The sequence below is a fragment of the Streptomyces brevispora genome, assembly GCF_007829885.1.
GTDB lineage: Bacteria > Actinomycetota > Actinomycetes > Streptomycetales > Streptomycetaceae > Streptomyces > Streptomyces brevispora.
On the sequence record NZ_VIWW01000001.1, the window covers coordinates 6011194 to 6034394 of the forward strand.

The 23201-nt window shown below is 69.0% G+C and carries 21 protein-coding genes; 19 read left to right on the forward strand and 2 right to left on the reverse strand.

The window, feature by feature from the left end; translation table 11 throughout:
* Positions 1-67: 67 nt before the first annotated feature.
* Positions 68-1282 carry a PucR-like N-terminal domain-containing protein gene (locus tag FHX80_RS27655; protein WP_145766677.1) on the reverse strand — a complete coding sequence of 405 codons (1215 nt, stop codon included), beginning with the start codon at positions 1280-1282 and terminating at the stop codon, positions 68-70.
* A 1121-nt stretch (positions 1283-2403) separates the two neighbouring features.
* Here FHX80_RS27655 and FHX80_RS27660 point away from each other — a divergent pair.
* The 17 genes from FHX80_RS27660 to FHX80_RS27740 all read left to right on the forward strand — a co-directional run bounded on the left by FHX80_RS27660 (position 2404) and on the right by FHX80_RS27740 (position 19797).
* Positions 2404-3051 (forward strand): hypothetical protein, encoded by a 648-nt coding sequence (locus FHX80_RS27660; RefSeq protein WP_145766678.1) that lies wholly within the window; start codon positions 2404-2406, stop codon positions 3049-3051.
* Positions 3052-3183: 132 nt separating this feature from the next.
* Positions 3184-4653, forward strand: a complete 1470-nt coding sequence (locus FHX80_RS27665; protein WP_145766679.1) for a DUF6801 domain-containing protein — start codon at positions 3184-3186, stop codon at positions 4651-4653.
* A 53-nt stretch (positions 4654-4706) separates the two neighbouring features.
* Positions 4707-5666 (forward strand): hypothetical protein, encoded by a 960-nt coding sequence (locus FHX80_RS27670; protein ID WP_375885564.1) that lies wholly within the window; start codon positions 4707-4709, stop codon positions 5664-5666.
* 683 nt (positions 5667-6349) lie between these two features.
* Entirely contained in the window at positions 6350-7345 is a 996-nt protein-coding gene (locus FHX80_RS27675) for an ABC transporter ATP-binding protein (RefSeq protein WP_145766680.1), read from the forward strand.
* Positions 7342-8202 (forward strand): MlaE family ABC transporter permease, encoded by an 861-nt coding sequence (locus tag FHX80_RS27680; protein WP_145766681.1) that lies wholly within the window; start codon positions 7342-7344, stop codon positions 8200-8202. The genes FHX80_RS27675 and FHX80_RS27680 overlap by 4 nt, the downstream gene beginning before the upstream one ends.
* Before the next feature lie 3 nt (positions 8203-8205).
* Positions 8206-9009 (forward strand): MlaE family ABC transporter permease, encoded by an 804-nt coding sequence (locus FHX80_RS27685; protein WP_145766682.1) that lies wholly within the window; start codon positions 8206-8208, stop codon positions 9007-9009.
* Positions 9009-10319 (forward strand): MCE family protein, encoded by a 1311-nt coding sequence (locus FHX80_RS27690; RefSeq protein ID WP_145766683.1) that lies wholly within the window; start codon positions 9009-9011, stop codon positions 10317-10319. The genes FHX80_RS27685 and FHX80_RS27690 overlap by 1 nt, the downstream gene beginning before the upstream one ends.
* The gene (locus FHX80_RS27695; RefSeq protein WP_145766684.1) at positions 10316-11347 is read left to right on the forward strand and encodes an MCE family protein; all 1032 of its coding nucleotides are present in this window, start codon (positions 10316-10318) and stop codon (positions 11345-11347) included. The genes FHX80_RS27690 and FHX80_RS27695 overlap by 4 nt, the downstream gene beginning before the upstream one ends.
* A complete protein-coding gene (locus FHX80_RS27700; protein ID WP_145766685.1) occupies positions 11344-12363 on the forward strand; it encodes an MCE family protein in 1020 nt (339 codons plus the stop codon). The genes FHX80_RS27695 and FHX80_RS27700 overlap by 4 nt, the downstream gene beginning before the upstream one ends.
* Position 12364: 1 nt before the next feature.
* Entirely contained in the window at positions 12365-13480 is a 1116-nt protein-coding gene (locus tag FHX80_RS27705; protein WP_145766686.1) for an MCE family protein, read from the forward strand.
* A complete protein-coding gene (locus FHX80_RS27710) occupies positions 13477-14637 on the forward strand; it encodes an MCE family protein (protein WP_145766687.1) in 1161 nt (386 codons plus the stop codon). Before FHX80_RS27705 ends, FHX80_RS27710 begins: the two co-directional genes overlap by 4 nt.
* Positions 14637-15902: an MCE family protein gene (locus tag FHX80_RS27715; protein ID WP_145766688.1), complete on the forward strand. Its 1266-nt coding sequence runs from the start codon at positions 14637-14639 to the stop codon at positions 15900-15902. The genes FHX80_RS27710 and FHX80_RS27715 overlap by 1 nt, the downstream gene beginning before the upstream one ends.
* Positions 15899-16420 carry a hypothetical protein gene (locus FHX80_RS27720; RefSeq protein WP_145766689.1) on the forward strand — a complete coding sequence of 174 codons (522 nt, stop codon included), beginning with the start codon at positions 15899-15901 and terminating at the stop codon, positions 16418-16420. Before FHX80_RS27715 ends, FHX80_RS27720 begins: the two co-directional genes overlap by 4 nt.
* On the forward strand, positions 16417-17130 hold the full coding sequence (locus FHX80_RS27725) for a hypothetical protein (protein WP_167523670.1): 714 nt from the start codon (positions 16417-16419) through the stop codon (positions 17128-17130). Before FHX80_RS27720 ends, FHX80_RS27725 begins: the two co-directional genes overlap by 4 nt.
* Positions 17131-17218: 88 nt before the next feature.
* Positions 17219-17749: a nuclear transport factor 2 family protein gene (locus FHX80_RS27730; protein WP_145766690.1), complete on the forward strand. Its 531-nt coding sequence runs from the start codon at positions 17219-17221 to the stop codon at positions 17747-17749.
* Between the two features lie 40 nt (positions 17750-17789).
* Positions 17790-18545 (forward strand): hypothetical protein, encoded by a 756-nt coding sequence (locus FHX80_RS27735; RefSeq protein WP_145766691.1) that lies wholly within the window; start codon positions 17790-17792, stop codon positions 18543-18545.
* Positions 18546-18567: 22 nt separating this feature from the next.
* The gene (locus tag FHX80_RS27740) at positions 18568-19797 is read left to right on the forward strand and encodes a lytic transglycosylase domain-containing protein (protein WP_145766692.1); all 1230 of its coding nucleotides are present in this window, start codon (positions 18568-18570) and stop codon (positions 19795-19797) included.
* 119 nt (positions 19798-19916) lie between these two features.
* On the opposite strand, the gene FHX80_RS27745 is transcribed toward FHX80_RS27740, so the two are convergent.
* Positions 19917-20981, reverse strand: a complete 1065-nt coding sequence (locus FHX80_RS27745) for an ATP-dependent DNA ligase (RefSeq protein ID WP_145766693.1) — start codon at positions 20979-20981, stop codon at positions 19917-19919.
* 97 nt (positions 20982-21078) lie between these two features.
* Here FHX80_RS27745 and ligD point away from each other — a divergent pair, with 97 nt between their 5' ends.
* Positions 21079-22089 carry a non-homologous end-joining DNA ligase gene (gene ligD / locus FHX80_RS27750; protein WP_145767534.1) on the forward strand — a complete coding sequence of 337 codons (1011 nt, stop codon included), beginning with the start codon at positions 21079-21081 and terminating at the stop codon, positions 22087-22089.
* Entirely contained in the window at positions 22086-23186 is a 1101-nt protein-coding gene (locus tag FHX80_RS27755) for an ABC transporter permease (protein WP_145766694.1), read from the forward strand. Before ligD ends, FHX80_RS27755 begins: the two co-directional genes overlap by 4 nt.
* Positions 23187-23201 lie beyond the last annotated feature (15 nt).

The window sequence follows — 23201 nt, forward strand, 5'->3', positions numbered from 1 at the left end:
CTTACCCACAAGTAAGTTGACGCGCCGTGAAGGCCGTGATCCGGCTCGAAACCGTTCTGCGGGACTGCTACAGGGCGGATTCCTGACTCCGGGACTGCAACTGCAGCGCTCGTAGTACCGCCTCGGTGGAGAACCTGCTCTCGGGGTCGATCAGTTGCTCGCCGAAGATGGACTCGAGGTTGCGCATGCGGTAGCGGACGGTCTGCGGGTGCACGTCCAGCAGTTCGCCCATGTGGGCCGCGGTGCCGCGGGTGTCGAGCCAGATGCGCAGGGTCTCGACCAGCCGCTCCCGGCGGGTGGCGCTGATTCCGGCGATGGGTGCGAGTTCCCGCTGGGCGAGCTGGTCCACTAGGACCGGGTCGGAGAGCAGCCACAGGGTGATGAGGTGGTCCTCGCAGAGGATGAACGGCGCGTCGTCGATGACGCCCGCGTCGACGAGTTCGAGGATTCTCCTGGCCCAGCGGATCGAGTCCGAGGCCAGGGCGATGGGGACGGTCAGCCCGATCGCGGCGTGAGCGTCGAGGAGCGACAGGTCGAGCATGCTTCTTCGCGCGTCGTCGAGTGGCCCCGGGATGAGTAAGTGCGGCTGTGGATCACTGAGATCGGCCAGGACATCGCGGTCGGCACTGACCCGGTCCAATCCGGCGGGAGCACGCACCGCGACAAGAGTGACCTCCTCGGGCAGCGCCCATCCGGTCTGCTCGCACAGCTCGGCGATGGCGGAACGGGGGACGGGGCGCCCGGCCAGGATCAGATGCAGCAGGCGCCGGCGCATGGCCTCGCCCTGCTCACCCGTCTGCGACTGGACCTCCAGGAAGCCCTCGCGGGAGAGCGATTCGAGCTCGTCGATATAGGTGAAGAGCGCGTCGGCGAAACTGAGCATCAGGGTCGGCGAGAAGTTGTAGCTCCGGCCCACCTTCTTCGCCCGTCGCAGTGCGACACGGGCGCCGAGCCGGTAGGCGCCCTGAAGCGTTTCCATGGTGCGGCCTTCATAGGCCTCAAAACGTCCGAACCGACGGCACATGTCGTCGCGCAGCGAAGTCGATGTGGACGGTTCGGCGACCAGGTCCACGAACGAGGAGAGGCTCTGTTCGACACCGACGCGAATGGCCTGGCCGTTGGGCCCGCTGAGCAGGCGTGCGTACTCCGGATAGGCCCGGGTTACCTCGACGCCGATCTCCTTGATGAGGCTCGGCAGTTCGGGCCGCATGATCGTGGCGAACTCTTGGGGGAGCGGCCCCAGCGGATCTCCCGTGTCCAATGGCGAAATGACTTTTGGCATGGCTGTCCCCTTGCTCTCCGGCGCCCGGTGGGGGTGAGGCAGTGGGGGAAAGCACTCCCACGAACCGACAGGTGCGTACCAAGTACGCGATGAAGATAGTCCAAGCCAGCGACTGTGCACATCACTTACGCAAGATCGAAGTGCATGGGGCACACATCTCGGCCCCGTTGTGGCGCTCCGGTGCAGGTGGGGCGCCACTGCTCACTTCCGGACAATGTTTTTCGGACATTTACTCTCGACGGAACAAGGAAGTAACCGTCGGTAATGCGGACGCGTGTGTCACGAGGGGGCGTGGAACGGGGGATTCCGGCCGCCCCGCGGGTGACCTGGGTGCCCCGGGCGAACCGGAGCGCCCTGGGGCCGGCCGGGCGGCCCGGGGTGTTGCGTCGCGTCGCCTTCATGGGCCGGCCGGTATGCGGGTCCAGGACGCTTGCTGGTGCGAGGCGAATGAAAGCGAAGGGAAATTCCTCGCGCTCATCAAATTTATCCAGCAGGACTTGGCCGTGCATTTGAGAGTCGTGGGACGGGCGGATATCCGGTCGGGTGGCCGTGCGCTCGTGCGCTCGTGCGCTCATTGGCTCCCGGGTACCGGGGCGGAGTGCCGGGCGCCGGGGGTGCCGAGTGGTCCACTCGCGTGCCGCGCCGGAGCCCCGTGGGTGCGGGATGCCGGTTCCGTCTGTCTCCGTGCAGTTCAGCGCTGCTGCGACCGAACGCATCCGGCCCGCACCCGGTGTCGAGATCGTCGATCTTACCGGCGAGTACGCGAGTGGGCGGCGCCGCACGCGGCGACAGTGACTGTGCCCCAGGTGAGTGTGTGGGGGCGTCGTGGGGCGGCGCCCCCCGCGCAACTACTCACTTTCGTATAGAAAATCGCGGCGATCTGCTGAGTTATCGCTAAGACGGAATGCGTTTATCGAGAGGTGCAGGGAATTTCTGCGCCGGGTATTGCAGCGTTGGGCTACTGGCTCGTAACGTTCGATCCGCACGGAGTTCGATCACGCAGTCGAGTCCTTCGACTTCTGCGTTCCACGAAGTGAGCCGCCCTCGTACCGAGCCCATTACCGGGTGCGGTGCGAGGTATTCGGGCACGTCCAACTCCACCCCCACCGGAGGTTAGTTCCGTGAGAACGATCACCAAGCGCTCCCTGTTCGCCACCGCCGTCGCAGCCGCCGCTCTCGGCCTCACCGTCACCTCTGCCTCGGCCACCGCTCAGGCCACGTTTACCATCGTCAACCCGAACGCGAACGGGTCGTTCACGGCCTCGCTCAAGTCGGGGACGACGGCGGACCTGCTGGACACCGTCACCAACCAGTCCGTGACCTGCTACTCCGCGACCGCGACCGGAACGGCCACCAACGGCGTGCACGCGAACGGGACCAACCTGGTGCAGATCGCCACGGCCACCTTCGGCAACGCGGTCTCCGACCCCTGTGACGGGCCGCTCGGTTCCTCGTTCAGCGCCGTGTCGACGTCCGCGATCAATCTCAACGCCACCAGCTACGCCGGCGGGATCACCTCGGGCTCGCTGTCGAACGTGCACGTGACCCTCACCGGAGACACCCTCTTCGGCGTGTGCACGGCCAAGATCTCCGGTACCGCGAGCAACGCCAAGTACAACAACGCCACGGGTGAGCTGTCCATCACCAACGGCGCCGGTCTCACCGTCTCAGGCGTGAGCAACTGCGCCTCGCTGATGAACAACGGTGACGCCGCCAAGTTCTCGGCCGTCTACAAGGTGGCCAAGCCCCTCACCGTCACCTCCCCGTGATCCGGTAGTCGTCCCGATGGCCGCGGGCTGCGTGCCGGAGTCGTCTCCTCCGGCGCGCAGCCCCCGTCCGGATCGGGACGCGTGCGTTTTCCCAGATGACCAGTCAGCTCCGATACGACGGCAGGTTCCGAGATGATCTTCAGGGCGCTCCGCACCCGGCGTACGGCGCAGGCCGGCGCGGTCGGTGTCGTGGCACTTCTGGCCGGACTCATGCCTGGATCGGGGGTGGCGAGTGACACCCGTGTGATCGACGCCGACATCGGGTACACCTGCGCATTCGGCTCCGGGGCCCGGCAGGTCGCGGTGAACGTCTCCGCTGAGTTCCCGACGAGTTCCCCGGTCGGCACCGCGGTCCGGCCCGAACAGGTGCGGCTCGGCCTCACCCTCCCGCACGCGGCACTGACGGAGCTACCCGCCGACGGCACCGCGCAGGTGTCGGGTTCCGCCCGGCTGGCGACGGCGGTGACGCAGAACGGGACCCCGACCGATGTGATGTGGCAGCAACTCGCCGTCGAGGAGGTCTCCGCGGCCCCCGACGAGGACGTGGTGATCGAGGCGGCCGGCGAGGTGCCGACCGTGACCCCGCGTTCCGCGGGTGACATGGTCTTCACCGCCGGAGCTCTGGATCTCGATCTGGTGCTGCGGTCCGGCGACACGACGGCGCCGGACCCCGTGGTCGTCTCGCTCTCCTGCACCGTCGACCCCGACCAGCAGCCGGAACTGGGCACGGTCAGGGTGCCGGCCCCGATCGGCGAGGCACCGGACCCGCTGGCCACGCCGGGCGGACCGGGACCGGCCGTACGCGAGCGCGCCGCGGCGCCCGTTGACCCGTCGGTCGCCGGGGCGGGGGACTACGACCCGCCGGTGCCCGCGGACTGCACCCTCATCTACGGTCCCGTCGAGACCCCGGCGCGTGGGGCCCACGGCTATATGGCCGGGTACTCCAACGTGAACAAGCAGAAGGCCGCCATGGTCTTCAAGGATCCGGGCCACCTGAGACTCCAGCTGAACTCTGCCACCGCCGCGTACATGTGTCCCGAAGGCAAGAGCCTGACATGGCTCAAGTCCGAGGCGACACTCGACTACGACGGCAAGCCCCAGATGCCTCCGGCCACGTCCACGTTTCTGACCTTCGGCTTCATGCCGACCACGGCCACGCTCGAACTCGAACTCACCGAGCCCGCCCGTATCGACACCCTCGCCGAAGGGCCGGACCCGGTCACCAGGCGGCGCCCCGAAACCACCACCTCGACGCAGGAGATGAACCTGCGGCTGTACGACGTGAAGGTGAACGGGACCCCGCTGGACGTCGGCCCGGCGTGCCGCACCGTCCGGCCCGTGAAGCTCGTCCTGACCGGAAAGGGCTCCACGGGAAGGAATCCGGCGACGGAGGGCTACACCGTCAAGACCGGTGGTGCCCTCACCGGATTCGCGGACATCCCCGCATTCTCCGGCTGTGGGGCCACGGAGGACCTGGACAACGTCTTCACCGCTGCCGTCTCCGGAAAAGGCAACTTCACCAAGATGATGCAGGGCGCCCTGTGCGTGGACGAGGTACCGCTCAACTGCCCCGAGCCCCCCAGGCCCCTTCCGGAACGCTGAACCGACCGAACCACCCGCCCGTTTCACCACCCTCAAGAAAGGCCGGACGTTCAATGAGCGCTGCCCCGAAACTCTTCAGACCCGCTCTTCTCGGCGCGCTGGTGGCCGTGGCCGTCGGCATTCCGCTGAGCACCTCGCCCGCGAGTGCCGCCTCCGCCCAGGCGATGAACGGCAACTGGGCGCCCTTCAACCGGTGCCCGGTCGACGACCCGGCCATGCTGGCAGCGGACGGCTCGGTGAACATCGCGATCTGTGTGGCCTCGCACTCCGCGAGCGGGGCCATCAAGCTCGGCAACACCGAGGCGACGACCGGTGCGAACGATCTCCAGTTCGGCGTGGTCCGCAACGCGCAGACGGGTGAGTCCAAGATCGTGGCGCCCGCCGGCGGGGCGATCGTCGGAGACCCGGCGGACATCCCCGGCGGCCTGCTCGGGCTCATGTGCCCCAGCGGCGTGCCCGTGGTCTCCGGAATCTGCAACCAGTTGGCGGACAACACCCTCAACCGGGTAATCGCCACGGTCGAGTCGGCGGGCACTCCTGCCAACTTCGATCTGACCGCGGGCATGCAGAGCGGCAAGACGATCGTGGACATTCCGGTCCGGATCCATCTGCAGAACCCGTTCCTCGGCTCCAAGTGCTACATCGGCACCACCTCCAACCCGGTCGTGCTGCGTCCGCAGAACGTCACGGTGCCGGCGTTCGGCAACCAGCGCTTCGACGCCAACGGCGCCGCGAACACCCGGGGTGCGCTGAACCGGGTCGCGCTGACCGGTAACTCCCAGGGGGACAGCGCCTTCGCCGTCCCCGGGGTGAGCGGCTGCGGTCCCCTGACGCTCGGCGAGCTGAACTGGGCGGTCAACCTGAAGACGTCGCTGCCGTCGGCGGCCGGGAAGAACCACCTGGTGCTGAACGACACCGCCACCTACACGGCGGGCCTGGCGACTCCGGGCAGTTCCGCGCCCCACGCCGGCCAGGCGCTGTCGGACAACTGGCACCTGGGTGTGGCCCAGTAGGTCCAGCGGTGACACCCGTGTCCGTTCAGTGAAGTGTGCTCATTCCTCCGCCCCGCCCGGATCTTCTTCTCCGGGCGGGGCGGATGTACGCGTAAGTGAGTAGCGCGCAGGCCGAGGAACATGCCGCAAGGGCTCACTTTTCGATAGCCGCCGCTGTCCTCCTGCTCACTTCTCTACAAATTGAGCTCGGCTGTCGATTGCTGATAAAAAAGTTCAGGAAACGCTATTGCGGAGGCAGGTTACCGAGCCGTAGCGTCCCGGGTGAGCAGCATGGAAACGCGTCCGTAACTGCTCGTGCGACGCACGTGGAGTCCAGGTCGCGCCCCCCTTGGACTGGATTCCGCACCGGGAATGCCGCAGCCCCGAAGCCCCTGTCCAGGGGTGGCGCTCCCGCTGTCGGGGCCCTTCGGCTCCGGCCCCCATGGAGCGGGGGGACCCCGGCTCGCACGCCGGAGATCTTGCGCAGATTCCGACAAAGCCCGGGAGCGGCTTTGTCACTCGGTGACAAGTGATCCACGCCGAGCACCTGGTTCGTCGATTTCCGCTGTTCAACGGCTTGTCCTGGCGGTTTCGGCGGACATAACGTGCGCCTCCTGGTGCATGTGTGACGAGCCGCCATTGGATTTCTCAGAGCCGGAGCGCTGACAGATGACTTCGTTCACCGACACGTCGAGGGAGGGCCGATGGGAATCGAAGTAGTGGTTGAAGGCCTTACGAAATCCTTCGGTAAGCAGAACATCTGGCAGGACGTCAGCCTCACCCTGCCCGCCGGCGAAGTGAGCGTGATGCTCGGTCCTTCCGGCACCGGAAAGACCGTCTTCCTGAAATCCCTCATCGGTCTGCTCAAGCCGGAGCAGGGGCGCGTGCTCATCAACGGCGTCGACATGGTGAACAGCTCCGAGCGAAAGATCATGGAGACCCGGAAGCTCTTCGGTCTCATGTTCCAGGACGGTGCGCTCTTCGGATCGATGTCCCTCTTCGACAACATCGCTTTTCCCTTGCGTGAACACACCCGCAAGAAGGAATCGGAAATCCGCCGGATCGTCATGGAGCGGATCGATATCGTCGGCCTTCTCGGTGACGAGGACAAACTGCCCGGCGAGATATCCGGCGGTATGCGCAAACGGGCCGGCCTGGCCCGCGCGCTCGTCCTGGACCCGCAGATCATTCTCTGCGACGAGCCGGACTCCGGACTCGACCCGGTCCGCACCGCCTACATCTCCCAGCTGCTCATCGATCTCAACGCGCAGATCGACGCGACGATGCTGATCGTCACCCACAACCTCGACATCGCGGCCACCGTCCCGGACAACATGGGCATGCTCTTCTGCCGCAACCTCGTCACCTTCGGGCCGCGCGAGGTGCTGCTGACCAGTGATCTGCCTGTCGTCTCCCAGTTCCTCTCCGGCCGCCGCGAAGGACCCATCGGCATGTCCGAGGAGAAGGACGCCGCCACACTCGCCGCCGAGGAGGTCAACGGCTACGGGCAGGGCATCAGTTCCGCCAACGCCGTGCGCACCGTCGTACCGCAGCTGGAGCCCTCGCCGGGCCTGCCCGTACGCCAGGGCGCGCTGCGCCGCCGGGAGCGGGTCATGTCGATGATGGGGCAGCTGCCGGAGGCCGCCCGTACGGCCATCCTGAACAGCTACAGCCCGGCCGCCGGCGGTGGACGCCCGTGACCGCCCCCATGCCGGTGCGGCCCCCCGATCCGCCGATGGACCGGGTGCCGGAGAAGGCGCCCGAGAAGGCGCCCGAACAGAGACGCCCGACCCGGCTGCTCGCCCCGCTGCGCGAGACGGGAAGGCTCTTCACCCTCGCCGGGACCGTGTGCCGCGAGACCTTCCGTCGGCCCTTCCAGGTACGGGAGTTCATCGAACAGTTCTGGTTCGTCGCCAGCGTCACCATCCTGCCCGCCGCCCTCGTCTCCATCCCGTTCGGCGCGGTCATCGCCCTCCAGGTCGGCTCCCTCACCCAGCAGCTCGGCGCCCAGTCGTTCACCGGCGGCGCCAGCGTCCTCGCCGTCATCCAGCAGGCCAGCCCGATCATCGTGGCGCTGCTGGTCTCCGGGGCCGCCGGCTCGGCCATCTGTGCCGACCTCGGATCGCGCAAGATCCGTGAGGAACTCGACGCGATGGAGGTCATGGGCGTCTCGCCCGTCCAGCGCCTCGTCGTCCCGCGGGTGCTGGCCACCATGCTGGTAGCCGTCCTGCTGAACGGACTGGTCTCCGTCGTCGGCACCCTCGGCGGCTACTTCTTCAACGTGATCCTCCAGCACGGCACCCCCGGCGCCTATCTGTCCAGCTTCTCCGCGCTGGCCCAGCTGCCCGACCTGTACATCAGCGAGATCAAGGCCCTGATCTTCGGCTTCATCGCGGGCATCGTCGCCGCCTACCGCGGCCTCAACCCGCGCGGCGGACCGAAGGGCGTCGGGGACGCGGTCAACCAGTCCGTCGTCATCACCTTCATGCTGCTGTTCTTCGTGAACATGATCCTCACGGCGATCTACCTCCAGATCGTCCCCGCGAAGGGGAGCTGACCGATGTCGATGCTCAGCTGGCTCGACCGATCCGGTGACCAACTCACCTTCTACGTACGGGCATTGTTCTGGATCCCCAGGACCCTGCGCCGCTATCTCAGGGAAGTGCAGCGGCTCCTCGCCGAAGTCGCCTTCGGCAGCGGCGGCCTCGGTGTCGTCGGCGGCACCATCGGCGTCATGATCGCGATGACGCTGGCCACCGGCACGGTCGTCGGCCTCCAGGGGTACGCGGCGCTCAACCAGATCGGCACCGCCGCCTTCACCGGGTTCATCTCCGCCTACTTCAACACCCGGGAGATCGCCCCGCTCGTCGCCGGACTCGCGCTCTCCGCGACCGTGGGAGCGGGCTTCACCGCCCAGCTCGGCGCCATGCGGATCAACGAGGAGATCGACGGCCTCGAGGCGATGGGCGTGCGGTCCATGCCCTACCTCGTCACCACCCGCATCATCGCCGGGGTCGTCGCCATCATCCCGCTCTACGCGATCGGGCTGCTCTCCTCGTACGTCTCCTCCCGTTACGTCACCGTCCTGTTCAACGGGCAGTCGGCCGGCACCTACGACCACTACTTCAACCTCTTCCTGTCCCCGCAGGACGTGCTGCTGTCGGTGCTCAAAGTGCTGATCTTCAGCGTGATGGTGATCCTCGCGCACTGCTACTACGGCTTCCACGCCACCGGCGGACCCGCCGGCGTGGGGGTGGCGGTCGGCCGGTCGGTGCGCAACGCGATCGTGCTGATCAGCGTCACCGACTTCTTCCTCTCGCTCGCCATCTGGGGCGCCACGACGACGGTGAAGGTGGCCGGCTGATGAATACCCGGACCACGACCACCCGCCGCAGACTCGCCGGAGTGGCCCTCCTGCTCGTGCCCGCCGTACTCATCTGGGTGTCGGTAGCCGTGTACAACAAGGACTTCACCGACGACGCGACCGTGACGGTACGGACCGGAAGCGTCGGCAACGAGATGCACGACAACGCCGACGTGAAGCTGCGCGGAGTCGTCATCGGGCAGGTCCGCGGCATCGCGGCCGACGGCGAGGGAGCCCGCCTCACCCTCGCGATCAAGCCCGGCCAGCTCGACCGCATCCCGGCCGACGTCACCGCCCAGATGCTGCCCACCACCCTGTTCGGCGAACGGTTCGTGGCACTCGTACCGCCCGCGGTGCCCTCCGCGCGGACGCTGCGGGCCGGAGCCGTCATCCCGCAGGACCGCTCCAGCAACGCCATCGAGCTGGAAGAGGTCCTCGACAACGTCCTGCCACTGCTGACCGCCGTGCAGCCGGAGAAGCTCTCCGCCACCCTCAACGCGGTCTCCCAGGCACTCCAGGGGCGCGGCGAGAAGCTCGGCGACACCCTCGTCAGGCTCGACGCGCACCTCCAGAAGTTCAACCCCCAACTCCCCACGCTCAACGCCGACATCAAGGAACTCGTCAAGGTGAGCAGGGTGTACGGGGACGCCGCACCGGACGTCCTGGACGCGCTCACCGACTTCACCACCACCAGCGGCACCCTCGCCGACCAGCAGGCGGAACTCGCCGACCTCTACGGCTCCACGACCGCTTCCGCGCAGGACCTCACGACGTTCCTCCAGGAGAACAAGGACAACCTGATCCGGCTCTCCGCCACGGGCAGGCCGACGCTGGAACTCCTCGCGAAGTACTCCGACGAATTCCCCTGCACGCTGCGGACGGTGACCGGATTCGTCCGGGCGATGGACAAGGCGCTCGGCAAGGGCACCGGACAGCCGGGTCTCCACGTCACCGTCAAGTCGGTGAAGTCCAAGGGCAAGTACGTGCCCGGCAAGGACACCCCGGTCTACGACGCGACCGGCGGACCGCACTGCTACTCCGTGCCCTACGTCGGTACGGACGCGCCGACGGCCGCCGGACGCGTTTCCGCGTTGCCGCCGCTCGGCGACGAGGCGGAAGCCGACCAGCAGGCCGGCACCGGTCCCGAGGCCACGGACACCTCCCTCGGCATGCCCAACTCCCCGCAGGAGAGCCGGCTCGTCAACGAGCTGGTCGCTCCCTCACTGAAAGTCCAGCCGCAGACCCTGCCCGACTGGAGCAGCGTGCTCATCGGTCCGGCCTTCCGCGGTGCGGAGGTGAAGCTCAAGTGAAGCGCCGCTCCCTCGCGGGACCGCTCGCGAAATCGATCGTCTTCATCCTGGTGACCGTCCTGGCCACCACCGTCCTGGGGCTGTCCATCGCCAACACCGGGGTGGGTGACACCACCACCTACAAGGCGAGGTTCACCGACGCCACCGGGCTGATCGTCGGCGACAGCGTACGGATCGCCGGCGTCAAGGTCGGCCAGGTCGAGTCCATCAAGGTGGCCGACAAGCGTCTCGCCGAGGTCGGCTTCGCCGTCCGCAAGGGACGCAGCCTCCCCGCCTCGGTGACCGCCTCGATCAAGTACCTCAACATGGTCGGCCAGCGCTACATCGATCTCGACCAGGGCACCGGACCGGTCGGCAGGAGCTTCGACGCCGGAGCGACCATACCGCTCTCGCGCACCACACCGGCGCTCGACCTGACCCAGCTCTTCAACGGCTTCCAGCCGCTCTTCGAAGGGCTGTCACCGCCCGACGTCAACCAGCTCGCCGGCTCCATCGTCCAGGTGCTCCAGGGCGAGGGCGGCACCGTCGACAGCATCCTCCAGCACGTCGGCTCACTGACCACCACGGTCGCGGCCAAGGACAAGGTGATCGGTGAGGTGATCAAGAACCTCAACACGGTCCTCAAGACCGTGAACGACCGGGAGGCCGGCTTCAACGACCTCGTCGACACGCTCCAGAAGCTCGTCACGGGCTTCTCCGGCGACCGCAAACCGCTCGGACAGGCGGTCACCGCGATGGGCGCGCTCACCACCGTCACCGCCGATCTGCTCCAGGACGGCCGCAAGCCCCTCAAGGACGACATCAAGCAACTCGGGCGCCTCTCGGACCAGTTGGGCAAGGGCACCCCGCAGATCGAGAACTTCCTGAAGAAGACCCCCGCCAAGATGGAAGCGATCGGCCGCCTCGCCTCGTACGGCTCCTGGCTCAACCTCTACCTCTGCGAGGCCAAGGTCAGCGGTGTGAGCACCGAGGACGGCAGCACGCCGCCCACCGGCATCGCGATCACCCAGCCGAGGTGCCTGGCATGAGAATCAAACCCCTGCGGGAACGCAACCCCGTCGCCATCGGCATCGCCGGACTCCTCGTCCTGGCCCTCCTCGGCCTCGGCGCCTACCGCGCCGACTCGCTGCCCTTCATCGGCGGCGGCACCACCTACACCGCCGACTTCACCGAGTCGGCCGGACTCGACGACGGCGACGAGGTAAGGATCGCCGGCGTCAAGGTCGGCGAGGTCACCGGAGTCTCGCTCGACGGCGCCCAGGTGAAGGTCAGCTTCCGGGTCAAGGACGCCTGGATCGGCGACTCCTCCACCGTGGGCATCGCCATCAAGACACTCCTGGGCGACAAGTACCTCGCCGTCGACCCGCTCGGCACCGGGCCCCAGGACCCGGACCGGCGCATCACCGCGAGCCGCACCACCTCCCCGTACGACGTCACCCAGGCGTTCAACGGACTCGGCGAGACCATCGGCGAGATCGACACCAAGCAGCTCGCCAAGAGCTTCGAGACGATCTCCGCCACCTTCAAGGACTCGCCGCCCGACGTGAAGAGCGCCGCCGACGGACTCTCCGCACTCTCCAGGACCGTCTCCCAACGGGACGCCCAACTGGCCACGCTCCTCAAGGGCAGCAAGCAGCTCACCAAGACCCTCGCCCACAAGAAGAGCAGCTTCGAGACCCTGCTGGAGGACGGCAACCTGCTCCTCGGCGAGATCCAGGCCCGCCGCGACTCCATCCATCTGCTGCTCACCGGCACCCGGGACCTCGGCACCCAGCTCACCGGCCTGGTCGCGGACAACGACAAGCAGCTGAAGCCCACCCTGGAATCGCTCGGCCGGGTCACCGCCGTCCTGGTGAAGAACCGCAAGAGCCTCGACAAGGTGCTGTCACTGGCCGGCTCCTACAACCGGCTCGTCGGCAACACGATCGGCAACGGCCGCTGGCTCGACAACTACGTCTGCGGGGTCGTCCCGAGGGACTACCTCCCCGCCGGCACGCCCCCGGCGACCGGATGCATGCCACCCAAGCAGCAAGGCGGCCGCTGACATGAGACTCACGCGCATCGTCGGCATCGGCGCCGGGCTCGTCGTCGTGGCCGTCGCGGCCACCTCCGGTGTGATGGCCATGGACGACGAGGGGAAGACGACCGTCACCGCCTACTTCGACCAGGCCACCGGGGTGTACGCCGGATCGGACCTGCGGATACTCGGAGTGAAGGTCGGCACGGTCGAGTCGGTGCGGCCGAAGGGCAAGGAGGTCGAGGTCAGGCTCCGCGTCGACAAGGGCGTCAAGGTGCCCAAGGACGCGCATGCCGTCGTCGTCGCCCCCAGCCTGGTCGCCGACCGCTACGTCCAGCTCGCCCCCGCGTACAACGGGGGACCGGTGCTCGCGGACGAAGCCCAACTGCCCGCGTCGCACAACGCGACCCCGGTCGAGGTCGATCAGCTGTACGCCTCCATCACGGAGCTCTCCACCGCGCTCGGCCCCGACGGCGCCAACGCCGACGGCGCGCTGGCCAAGCTCCTGGACACCGGCGCGAAGAACCTCGACGGCAACGGAAAGGCGATCGGGGACTCCATCGAGCAGTTCGGCAAGGCGACGAAGACCCTCGACAAGAGCAGCGGGAACCTCTTCGACACCCTGTCCTACCTGCAGACCTTCACCACCATGCTGAAGGACAACGACGGCAACGTCCGCGCGGCCGAACAGCAGCTCAACTCGGTCACCGGATTCCTCGCCGACGACAAGTCGAACCTCAGCGCAGCCCTGAAGGAACTGGGCACCGCCCTCGGCCAGGTCAAGACCTTCATCAAGGAGAACCGCGGCGTCCTGAAGGCGAACGTGGACGCCCTGGTGCCGATCACCCAGACCCTGGTCGACCAGCGGGCCTCGCTCGCCGAGTCGATGGACACGCTGCCGCTCGCCGCGGACAACGTGATCAAGGCCTACGACCCGCTGAACCGCACCATCAACGGCCGCACCAACCTCAACGAACTCTCCATGGGCGGACCGCTCATGGACGAGTCCGCCGGCCTGACCGGACTCTCACCCGTGGACACCGACCGCCAGAAGGCGCTGCCCGCGCTGCCGCTGCCCGCCGTGGGCACCGTCTACGGCACCCCCGAGAAGACCACCACGCAGAAGAAGGGGGCGAAGCGATGAGCCGCGTCCTGCGCCGACCCGGCGCCCGCGCGACCGGCGTCGCCGCCGTGCTCGCGGTGGGCATCGGCCTGGCCCTGGTCGTCACCACGGTCGACCTGCCGACGTTCACCGGCATCGACCAGGTGCCGCTGCCCGGCGGCGCGGACCTCGGCGACCACCCGTACGAGATCACCGCCGAGTTCGGGGACGTGCTCAGCCTCGCCCCGCAGTCCTCGGTGAAGGTCAACGACGTGGCCGTCGGCCGCGTCACCAAGATCGCGCTGGCCTCGGGCAGTTGGAACGCCAAGGTCACCATGCGGGTCAACGGGAAGATCAGACTCCCCGCGAACGCGTACGCACACCTGGAACAGTCCAGCCTGCTCGGCGAGAAGTACATCCAGCTCTCGCCCCCCGCTTCCGGCACCGCCAAGGGCGCCCTCGCCGACGGGGACCGCATCCCGCTCACCCGCACCAACCGCAACCCGGAGGTCGAGGAGGTGTTCGGCGCACTGTCGATGCTCCTCAACGGCGGTGGCATCAACCAGCTCAAGACCATCAACGCCGAGCTCAACAAGGCACTGGCCGGACAGGAACCCCAGATCCGCTCCATGCTCAGCCGGGTCAACACCCTCGTCACCGACCTGGACGACCACAGGGGGGACATCACCGACGCCCTCGACAGCGTCAACCGGCTGTCCGCCACCCTCGCCACCCGTGAACAGGACGTCGGCACGGTCCTCACCAAGCTCAGCCCCGGTATGAAGGTCCTGGAGAAGCAGCGCGGCGCGCTCATGACCATGCTGCGCTCGCTCGACACGCTCTCCACCGTCGCCGTCGACACGGTGAACAAGAGCAAGGCCGACACGGTCGCCGACCTCAAGGCCCTCGCCCCCACCCTCAAGGCCCTCGCCGACTCCGGCCAGGACCTGCCCGACTCCCTCCAGGTGCTGCTGACCTACCCGTTCACCGACGAGGTGCTGCGCGGCGTGAAGGGCGACTACCTCAACGTCTACCTGGATGTGACGGCCATGCCCGGCACCCAGATCATCCCGCCGCTCGACCCGGCCGGCGGCACCACACCCCCGGTCGTCCAGGGCAGCACCGCCCAGAAGTCCGGCGCGGCACTGCCGCTGCCGCTTCCCTCGGTCACGGGGCCGGCCACGAAGGGGAGCAACTGATGATCACCCTGGCCATCCGGCTCAAGAACATCGCCTTCCTGATCATCGCGGTGCTCGTCCTCGGCTACCTCGGGGTGCGCTACGCCGACCTCGGCCACTACATCGGCATGCGCAGCTACTACACCGTCAAGGTCCAGCTCCCGCAGACGGGCGGCCTGTTCACCCACTCCAACGTCACGTACCGGGGCGTGTCCGTGGGCCGGGTCGGGCCGATCGAGCTCACCGACGACGGGGTGGAGGCCGAACTCCGCATCGAGAAGGACTCCCCGCCCATACCGGACGCCCTGAAGGCCGTCGTCGCCAACCTCTCGTCGGTCGGCGAGCAGTACATCGATCTGCGGCCGACCCGCACCGAGGGCCCGTACCTGGCTAACGGCTCCGTCATCGACCAGGCCGACACCACGATCCCCGCCCCCGTCACCGACGTACTCACCAGCGTCGACGACCTCGCCGGCTCCGTCGACCTGGAGTCCCTGCGCACGGTCGTCGACGAATTCGGCACCGCCTTCGAGGGACGCGGCGACGACCTCCAGGTACTGCTGGACACCGGCAGCGACTTCGTCCAGGCGGCCGACGACGCACTGCCCGTCAACACCCGGCTGATGATCGACGGCGAGACCGTGCTGCGCACCCAGGCGGAACAGGGCGACGCGCTCAAGGGCTTCGCCTCCGGCGCCAAGGAACTGGCAGCGGAACTCAAGGGCTCCGACACCGATCTGCGCAAACTGATCGCGGTCGCCCCCGACGCCACCGGCCAGATCAGCGGACTGCTGCGGGACCTCGACCCGAGCTTCGGTGTCGTCGTCGCCAACCTCCTCACCACCTCGGACGTCGCCGTCACCCGGCAGCGCGGACTGGAGGAACTGCTGGTGAAGGTCCCGGCCGTCGTGGCCGCGGGCTCCAGCGCCGTCGACGAGAACGGTGCCAGGTTCGGCATGTCCGTCACCTTCTTCGAGCCGCTGCCCTGCACCTCGGGCTACGGCGGCACGACGTACCGCAACGGGCTCGATCTCACGGCCGGCCCCAAGCTCAACACCAAGGCCCGCTGCGCCTCGTCGCCCGGGACGGGCATCAACGTCCGGGGCAGTGCGAACGCGCCGAAGGGCGGGGCCCTGCCCCCGCCGGCCAAACCCGGCTCGATGCTCCTCGGCGACGAGAGGACAACGGACCGGCTTCCCGGGGCGCTCGGTGTCACCCCCGACGCGGCCCCGGCAACCGACGGCATGGCCGGCCTGCTGGGTCTCGGCCAGGAAGGCGGCTCATGACATCGCGTACGAGGACATCGATGGGCTGGGCCGCACTGCTCGCCGCCGTACTGATCTGCGCACTCGGCGGCTGGTCGTACGCCCAGGCGCGCGGCGACGACGACCTGGCGTACGCCAAGAGCCGGGACACCGCGCTGGCTGACGGGAGACAGCACCTCGCCCGGCTCAACACCCTGGTCGGCAAGGACGCCAAGAGCGTGGACGCCGGTCTCGGCGACTGGCTCGACTCCTCGACCGGCCCCCTGCACGAACAGCTGAAGCGCACCCGGACCAAGGACGCGAGCGAGCTGACGAAGTCCGGGTCCACGGCGCGCGGGAAGGTCACTGATGCCGCGCTCACCGCGCTCGACGAGCGGACCGGTACGGCACAGATGATCGCGACCGTCGATGTCCAGGTCACCCCGCGCACCGGAAAGGGCGGCACCGAACGCAAGCGTTTCGAGGCCACCCTCGCCCGGACCGCGGACGGCTGGAAGGTCAAGGCGCTGACGGCGATACCGGTCGGGAGTGGCACATGAAGCGGCAGGGAGGGGCGACGGTCGTGACCACGGGGACGGATGTGGAGGACGTCGGGGAGCTCGGGGCGACCGCGGACGAGGAACGCCCGGACGGCATGGACGAGCCCGCAACGGACGAGCCCGCGAGGAGTGAAGCCGGGAGGAGCGAGCCCGGGAAGAGGGGGGCCGCGGAGAGTGAGACCGCTACGGACGAGCCCGCATCGGGCGCGGGCCCCCGCAGGCTGCGCTTCGTGGCAGGGGTACTGATCGTGGCGCTGCTCGCGGCAGGCGGCGGACTCTTCGTCATGGGCCGTCAGCTGCGTGACACCCCCGCCACCTCCAACGCGGCGCTCACCGACAGCGAGGCGACCACCCGGGTGGCGGGGGATGTCACCAACGCGCTCGGCAAGGTCTTCTCCTACAGCCCCTCGGCCACCGCCGTCACCAAGGAGTCCGCGAAGCAACTCCTGGCGGGCAAGGCGCTCCAGCAGTACGCGGCGCTGTTCGGCCAGGTCGAGAAGCAGGCCGCCGACCAGAAGCTCACCCTGACCACCCATGTCGTACGCGCCGGAGTGACCCGGCTGACCCACGACAGTGCCCATCTGCTCGTCTTCCTCGACCAGGTCTACGAGCGCCAGGGCAAGGCCGCCAGCACGGCGGCGGCGCAGCTCTCCGTCACCGCCCAACTGCGGGACGGACGCTGGACGATCGTCGAGATCACCTCCAGATAGCGCAGTACGGAGGTACGGCAGCAGCGGAACACAGCACCGCACGACAGCACCGCACGACACAGCACAGGGCCGGCAGGGAGAGGCAGCAATGGCACGGGTACGGATGACGAGGAATCCGCTGGTGGCGGCAGCGATCGTGCTGACGGTGGCGGCGGCCGGTGCGGCGGGCTGGGGCGGAGTGTCCCGGTACCAGGCATCGCACGACGACTCGGCGGCGTATGCGCAGACCCGCGACGACGCGCTCGCCGCGGGCGAGCAGGCCGTGCAGAACATGAACACGCTCGACCACCAGGAACTGGCCAAGGGACTGGACAGCTGGGAGGACTCCACCACCGGCGACCTGCACCAGCAACTCGTCGACGGACGCGATGCGTTCGTGAAGCAGATCCGGGAGGCGCAGACGGTCAGTACGGCCAAGGTGCTGTCCGGCGCGGTCACCGAGCTCGACGACCGGGCGGGCAGGGCCGGGGTCATGGTGGCGCTGCGGGTGACCGTGACCGCACCGAAGGGCAAGCCCGCGGTGAAGGAGAGCCGGATGCTCGGGCAGCTCACCCGCACCTCCGAGGGGTGGAAGCTCAGCGCCCTGGGCCAGGCGCCCGTCGGCAACACGGCCGGCTGACGCCACCGACTCCCACCCCGCACCGAGAGGACCCCCGGACATGTCGACGACCCGTCATCTCGTCAACCGGCAGCGCCGCCTGGCCACCGTCGCCGCAACAGAACGCACCGCCACGACCACCACCGCGCCCAGGCCCGTGGAGCCGGAGAGCGAGCCCGGCGAGGCCGGGGAGGGAAGTCTCACCGCAGCCGGCGGCCCCGGCCCCGACCCCGGCGCCGAGGCCGAACCGGAGGGGAAGCCGGAGCCGGACAAGGAGGCATCACGGTCCGGGCAGCCACTCCGTCTCCGGCTCTCGCTGCCCGCCCTCCTGTGTGTCCTGACCGTGCTCCTCGGTTCCTTCGCCGCATGGGCGTTCACCTCGGCGGGCAGCCTGCGCGACGAACCCGGCCGGCAGAACACCGCCCTCACCGACATCAGCCGCACCAGCGAGGTGAAGGGGCAGATCACCGAGGCGGTGGGCGCGGTGTTCTCGTACGACTACGCTTCGCCGGCCAAGGCCGACACCGCGGTGAAGACCTATCTGGTGGGCAAGGCGGTCCAGCAGCACAAGGACATGCTCGCCGAGGTACGGGCGCTGGCGCCCAAGCAGAAGCTCGTCCTCACCACGACCGTCACCGAGAGCGGTGTGCAACTGCTCGACGGCGACCGGGCCCGGCTGCTGATCTTCGCCGACCAGAGCAACACCCGTACCGGTAAGTCGCAGGAAACGACCTACGCCGCGGCGATGTTCGCCGTGGACGCGGTTCGCCGGGGCGGCACCTGGCGGATATCGGCCATCGACACGTTCTCCCGGTGACCCGGGGGAGAGGAGAGCACGCGTGAGGTTCAACGGCACCATGCGCCGCGGACTCGGCGGCACCGCAGCCGCCGTCGCCGCGATGGCAGCGCTCACCGCCTCCCAGGCACCGGGGCTCGTCGCGCAGCAGGAGACGCGTGAACAGCACCAGGAGACCGACGAGGTCACGTGGTCGCAGGCACCCAACGACGACTCGTACCACACCGAACTGCCGCCGCTGAAAAGCCCCGAGCCCCCGAAGCCGGGCGTCAAGCAGAGCCCGGTCGTCGCCGCGTCGTGGGCCGAGGCGGGGATCCCGGCCACCGTGCTCGCCGCCTACCGCAAGGCAGAGGGTGCACTGGGACGCAGCGACCCGGGCTGCGGGCTGCCGTGGCAGTTACTGGCGGCCATCGGCAAGGTCGAGTCCGGACACGCGGCCGGGGGCAGGGTCGACGCCCACGGCACGACGCTCTCCCCGATCCTCGGACCGGTGCTCAACGGCGCGGGATTCGCCAACATCCCGGACACCGACGGCGGGGCGTACGACGGGGACAAGACCTTCGACCGGGCGGTCGGCCCGATGCAGTTCATCCCCTCGACCTGGGCGCACTGGGGGAGGGACGGCAACGGCGACGGGCGCAGCGACCCGAGCAACGTCTACGACGCGGCCCTGGCCGCCGGTGCCTATCTCTGCGCCGGACCGCGCGATCTGAGGGTACGGGCCGACCTCGACCGGGCGATCCTGAGCTACAACCACTCGGACACCTATCTGCGCACCGTGCTGTCCTGGCTGGAGTTCTACCGCAAGGGCACCCACCCGGTCACCGACGGCACGGGGCCGGTGCCGGACAGCCCCGGCGCCGGAAGCCCGAACGAGCCCAAGCACCCCGTGGGCGGCTCCGGCGGCGGCATCGAGGTCGGCCCGCAGCCCGGCCACACCAAGGCCCCGACCTCACCGGGTTCCCCGGACCCCGGCACGGAACCCTCGCCCGGCGCCTCGGGTTCCCCGGACCCCGGCGGTTCCACCGACCCGGGCTCCTCGCCCGATCCGACCGACAGTGGATCCGCCACCCCCGATCCCGGCACCAGCCCCGACCCGACGACCAGCCCGGACCCCGAACCGAGCACCACGAAGCCCGATCCGGGCTGCGCGACGGACTCCCCGTCGCCGGACCCTGGCGACACCGCGGGGGCCACGGAGTCACCGGCACCCGATCCCACCACGACCCCAGAGCCCTGCACCACGCCCACCGTGCCGCCGTCCGCCAACTGATCCCGGCCGTCCGTTCAGCCGTTCCGTCCCTCCGGCCGATCGAGTCCGTTCAGCCGACCCGTCCCTCCGGCCGATCGAGTCCGTTCAGCCGACCCGTCCCTCCGGCTGATCGCGCTCGTTCAGCTGCCCGCCGACAGCACCTCGGCCAGGTCGTACCGCACCACCTCTTCCAGCTGCGCGTAGGTGCAGCTGTCGGGGGTGCGGTCCGGCCGCCACCGGCGGAACTGGGCCGTGTGCCGGAACCGGTCACCCTCCATGTGGTCGTACGCCACCTCGCAGACCCGCTCCGGACGCACCGGCACCCACGACAGGTCCTTCTTGCCGGACCACCGGCTCGGGGTGCCGGGCAGCCGGGCGCGCTCGTGCGCCTCGGCGTCCTCCCAGGCGCCCCAGGGGTGGCCGGGGAAGTCCGTGAGCAGCGGCTCCAGTTCGGTGACGAGCTCCGCGCGGCGCTTCATCGGGAACGCCGCGCAGACCCCCACGTGCTGGAGGACGCCCGCCCCGTCGTACAGACCGAGCAGCAGCGAGCCGACGACCGGGCCGCTCTTGTGGTGGCGGTAGCCCGCCACCACGCAGTCGGCGGTCCGCTCATGCTTGATCTTGTACATCACGCGGGTGTCCGGCCGGTAGGGCAGATCGAGCGGTTTCGCGACGACCCCGTCGAGACCGGCACCCTCGTACCGCTCGAACCACTCCTGGGCGACGGCCGGGTCGGTGCTCGCCGGAGCGAGGTGAACCGGTGCCGAGGCGCCGGACAGCGCGGCCTCCAGGACCGCCCGCCGTTCCGACTGCCGTGTGCCCAGGAGTGAGTCGTCGCCCACCGCGAGGACGTCGAAGGCGACCAGACTGGCCGGGGTCTGCTCGGCGAGCAGCCGCACCCGGGAGTCGGCGGGGTGGATGCGCTCGCTGAGCCGGTCGAAGTCGAGCCGCCCCTCGTACGCGATCACGATCTCGCCGTCGATCACACAGCGCGCCGGGAGGTTGTCCCGGACCGCGGTGACCAGCTCGGGGAAGTAGCGGGTGAGCGGCTTCCCGGTACGGCTGCCGATCACCACCTCGTCGCCGTCCCGGTGCACGATCGCCCGGAAGCCGTCCCACTTGGCCTCGTACTGCATGCCCGGCGGGATCCGGGACACGGACTTGGCGAGCATCGGCTTCACGGGCGGCATCACCGGCAGATCCATGCCCCGATTGTGGACCGTCCGGCGACCGGAGTCTCCCGATATGCGGCATATGTGCGCCCGGCCTACCGTGGCCGACATGGCAGCAGCGGGCAAAGCGGTGGAGCTGGACGCGGGCGGACGGGCCGTCCGCCTGTCCAGCCCGGACAAGGTCTACTTCCCGGAGAAGGGCTACACCAAGAGGGACGTGGCCGAGTACTTCCTGGCCGTGGGCCCCGGCATCACCCGCGCCCTGCGCGACCGGCCCACCACCCTCCAGCGCTTCGTGGACGGGGTCGAGGGCGAGTTCTTCTACCAGAAGCGGGCCCCGAAGAACCTGCCCGAATGGATCCCCACGGCCCGGATCGCCTTCCCCAGCGGCCGCCTCGCCGACGAGATCTGCCCCACCGAGCCGGCCGCCGTCATCTGGGCCGCCAACCTCGGCACGCTCACCTTCCACCCGTGGCCCGTCCGGGGCGGTGACACCGACCATCCCGACGAGCTGCGCATCGACCTCGACCCCCAGCCCGGCACCGACTACGCCGACGCGGTACGGGCCGCCCACGAGCTGCGCTCCGTACTGGACGACCACGGCCTGCGCGGCTGGCCCAAGACCTCCGGCGGCCGCGGCATCCATGTCTTCGTCCCGATCGAGGCCCACTGGACGTTCACCGAGGTCCGGCGGGCGACCATCGCGGCGGGCCGCGAACTGGAACGCCGGATGCCGGACCGGGTGACCACCGCCTGGTGGAAGGAGGAACGCGGCGAGCGGATCTTCGTCGACTACAACCAGACCGCCCGGGACCGCACGATCGCCTCCGCCTACTCCGTACGCCCCCGCCCGCACGCCCCGGTCTCGGCACCCCTGCGCTGGGAGGAGATCGACGACGCCGAACCGCGCGACTTCGACATCCGGACCATGCCGGCGCGGTACGCGGAAGCGGGCGATGTGCACGCGGACATGGACGAGCACGCCTTCCGGCTCGACCAGCTGCTGGAGCTCGCCGACCGCGACGAGAAGGAGCGCGGGCTGGGCGACATGCCGTACCCGCCGGAGTACCCGAAGATGCCCGGCGAACCGAAACGGGTCCAGCCGAGCCGCGCCCGGCACGACGAGGACGGCGATGTATGAGCGACCCCGCCCCCGACCCGGCTCCGCCCGGATCCGAGCCCACCCCGCCGCACGGAGCGCACGGCCGGCCGCTGAGCCGACGCCAGAAGTGGGTGTCGTACAAGGATTCCCCCTACTTCCCGGCGACCGTCCTGCTCCTCATCCTCGCGGCCGCCGCCGGGCTCTTCGCCGGCTCGTACACGTACGCGATGGCCAACCCGACCCCGCACCAGATCCCGACCGCCGTGGTCAGCCTCCAGGAGACGGCCCGCGGCAGGGCGTTCGTCACCGCGATGGACGAGGCGCTCGACACCTCTCTGCACGTCCACCGGTACGACACCGGCGTCCAGGCGCGCGAGGCACTGGAGGAACAGGAGGTCTTCGCGATCGTGCGGCTCCACGGGGCGGGGGTGTCACTCGATGTGGCCGGCGCCTCCGGAGCCGCCGTCGCCCAGCTGCTCACCGAGTCCGCGGTGAAGGTGGGGGACAGGCTCGGCGTCCCCGTCTCCGTCACGGACGTCAAACCGCTCCAGAAGGGCGACCCGCGCGGACTCGCGCTCTTCTACATCTCGCTCGCCGCCGTCATCGTCGGCTTCGTAGGCTCCATCCAGCTGAGCGTGCACGCCCGCGCGCTGACCCCGCTGGAACGGATCGTGTTCACGATCGCCTACTCGATGCTCGGCGCGTTCTCCATCGCCGCGGTGGTGGACTGGTGGCTGGGCGCCGTCGATCTGCCGTTCCTCGAGTCCTGGCTGATCCTGGCGTTCACGATGTTCACCTCGGGCATGGTCTTCACCATGTTCAACACCCTGATGGGGCGCTGGGCCATGCTCCCGACCTGGGGACTGATGGTGCTCCTGGGGAACCCGTCCTCCGGCGGAGCCGTGTCCTGGCCGCTGCTGCCCTCGCTGCTGGGACACATCGGGCGCTGGCTGCCCCCGGGTGCCTCCGTCAACGCCCAGCACACCGCCGTCTACTACCAGGGGCATCAGCGGATCTTCCCGTTCCTGGTGCTCGCGGCGTGGTCGCTGGTCTCCTGCACCGTCTTCTGGGTATGGCGCCACCGGCACCCGGGAGGCCGCGACCACATGCCTCAGCATGCGGCCGCGGCCACCTGAACCACTCCCGGAACG

Excerpts from the sequence above, each read along its gene's own strand:
- FHX80_RS27655 (WP_145766677.1), bottom strand. The coding sequence starts at position 1,282 with ATGCCAAAAGTCATTTCGCCATTGGACACGGGAGATCCGCTGGGGCCG.
- FHX80_RS27665 (WP_145766679.1), top strand. The coding sequence starts at position 3,184 with ATGATCTTCAGGGCGCTCCGCACCCGGCGTACGGCGCAGGCCGGCGCG.
- FHX80_RS27670 (WP_375885564.1), top strand. The coding sequence starts at position 4,707 with ATGAGCGCTGCCCCGAAACTCTTCAGACCCGCTCTTCTCGGCGCGCTG.
- FHX80_RS27675 (WP_145766680.1), top strand. The coding sequence starts at position 6,350 with ATGGGAATCGAAGTAGTGGTTGAAGGCCTTACGAAATCCTTCGGTAAG.
- FHX80_RS27685 (WP_145766682.1), top strand. The coding sequence starts at position 8,206 with ATGTCGATGCTCAGCTGGCTCGACCGATCCGGTGACCAACTCACCTTC.
- FHX80_RS27690 (WP_145766683.1), top strand. The coding sequence starts at position 9,009 with ATGAATACCCGGACCACGACCACCCGCCGCAGACTCGCCGGAGTGGCC.
- FHX80_RS27700 (WP_145766685.1), top strand. The coding sequence starts at position 11,344 with ATGAGAATCAAACCCCTGCGGGAACGCAACCCCGTCGCCATCGGCATC.
- FHX80_RS27705 (WP_145766686.1), top strand. The coding sequence starts at position 12,365 with ATGAGACTCACGCGCATCGTCGGCATCGGCGCCGGGCTCGTCGTCGTG.
- FHX80_RS27710 (WP_145766687.1), top strand. The coding sequence starts at position 13,477 with ATGAGCCGCGTCCTGCGCCGACCCGGCGCCCGCGCGACCGGCGTCGCC.
- FHX80_RS27715 (WP_145766688.1), top strand. The coding sequence starts at position 14,637 with ATGATCACCCTGGCCATCCGGCTCAAGAACATCGCCTTCCTGATCATC.
- FHX80_RS27720 (WP_145766689.1), top strand. The coding sequence starts at position 15,899 with ATGACATCGCGTACGAGGACATCGATGGGCTGGGCCGCACTGCTCGCC.
- FHX80_RS27725 (WP_167523670.1), top strand. The coding sequence starts at position 16,417 with ATGAAGCGGCAGGGAGGGGCGACGGTCGTGACCACGGGGACGGATGTG.
- FHX80_RS27730 (WP_145766690.1), top strand. The coding sequence starts at position 17,219 with ATGGCACGGGTACGGATGACGAGGAATCCGCTGGTGGCGGCAGCGATC.
- FHX80_RS27735 (WP_145766691.1), top strand. The coding sequence starts at position 17,790 with ATGTCGACGACCCGTCATCTCGTCAACCGGCAGCGCCGCCTGGCCACC.
- FHX80_RS27745 (WP_145766693.1), bottom strand. The coding sequence starts at position 20,981 with ATGGATCTGCCGGTGATGCCGCCCGTGAAGCCGATGCTCGCCAAGTCC.
- FHX80_RS27755 (WP_145766694.1), top strand. The coding sequence starts at position 22,086 with ATGAGCGACCCCGCCCCCGACCCGGCTCCGCCCGGATCCGAGCCCACC.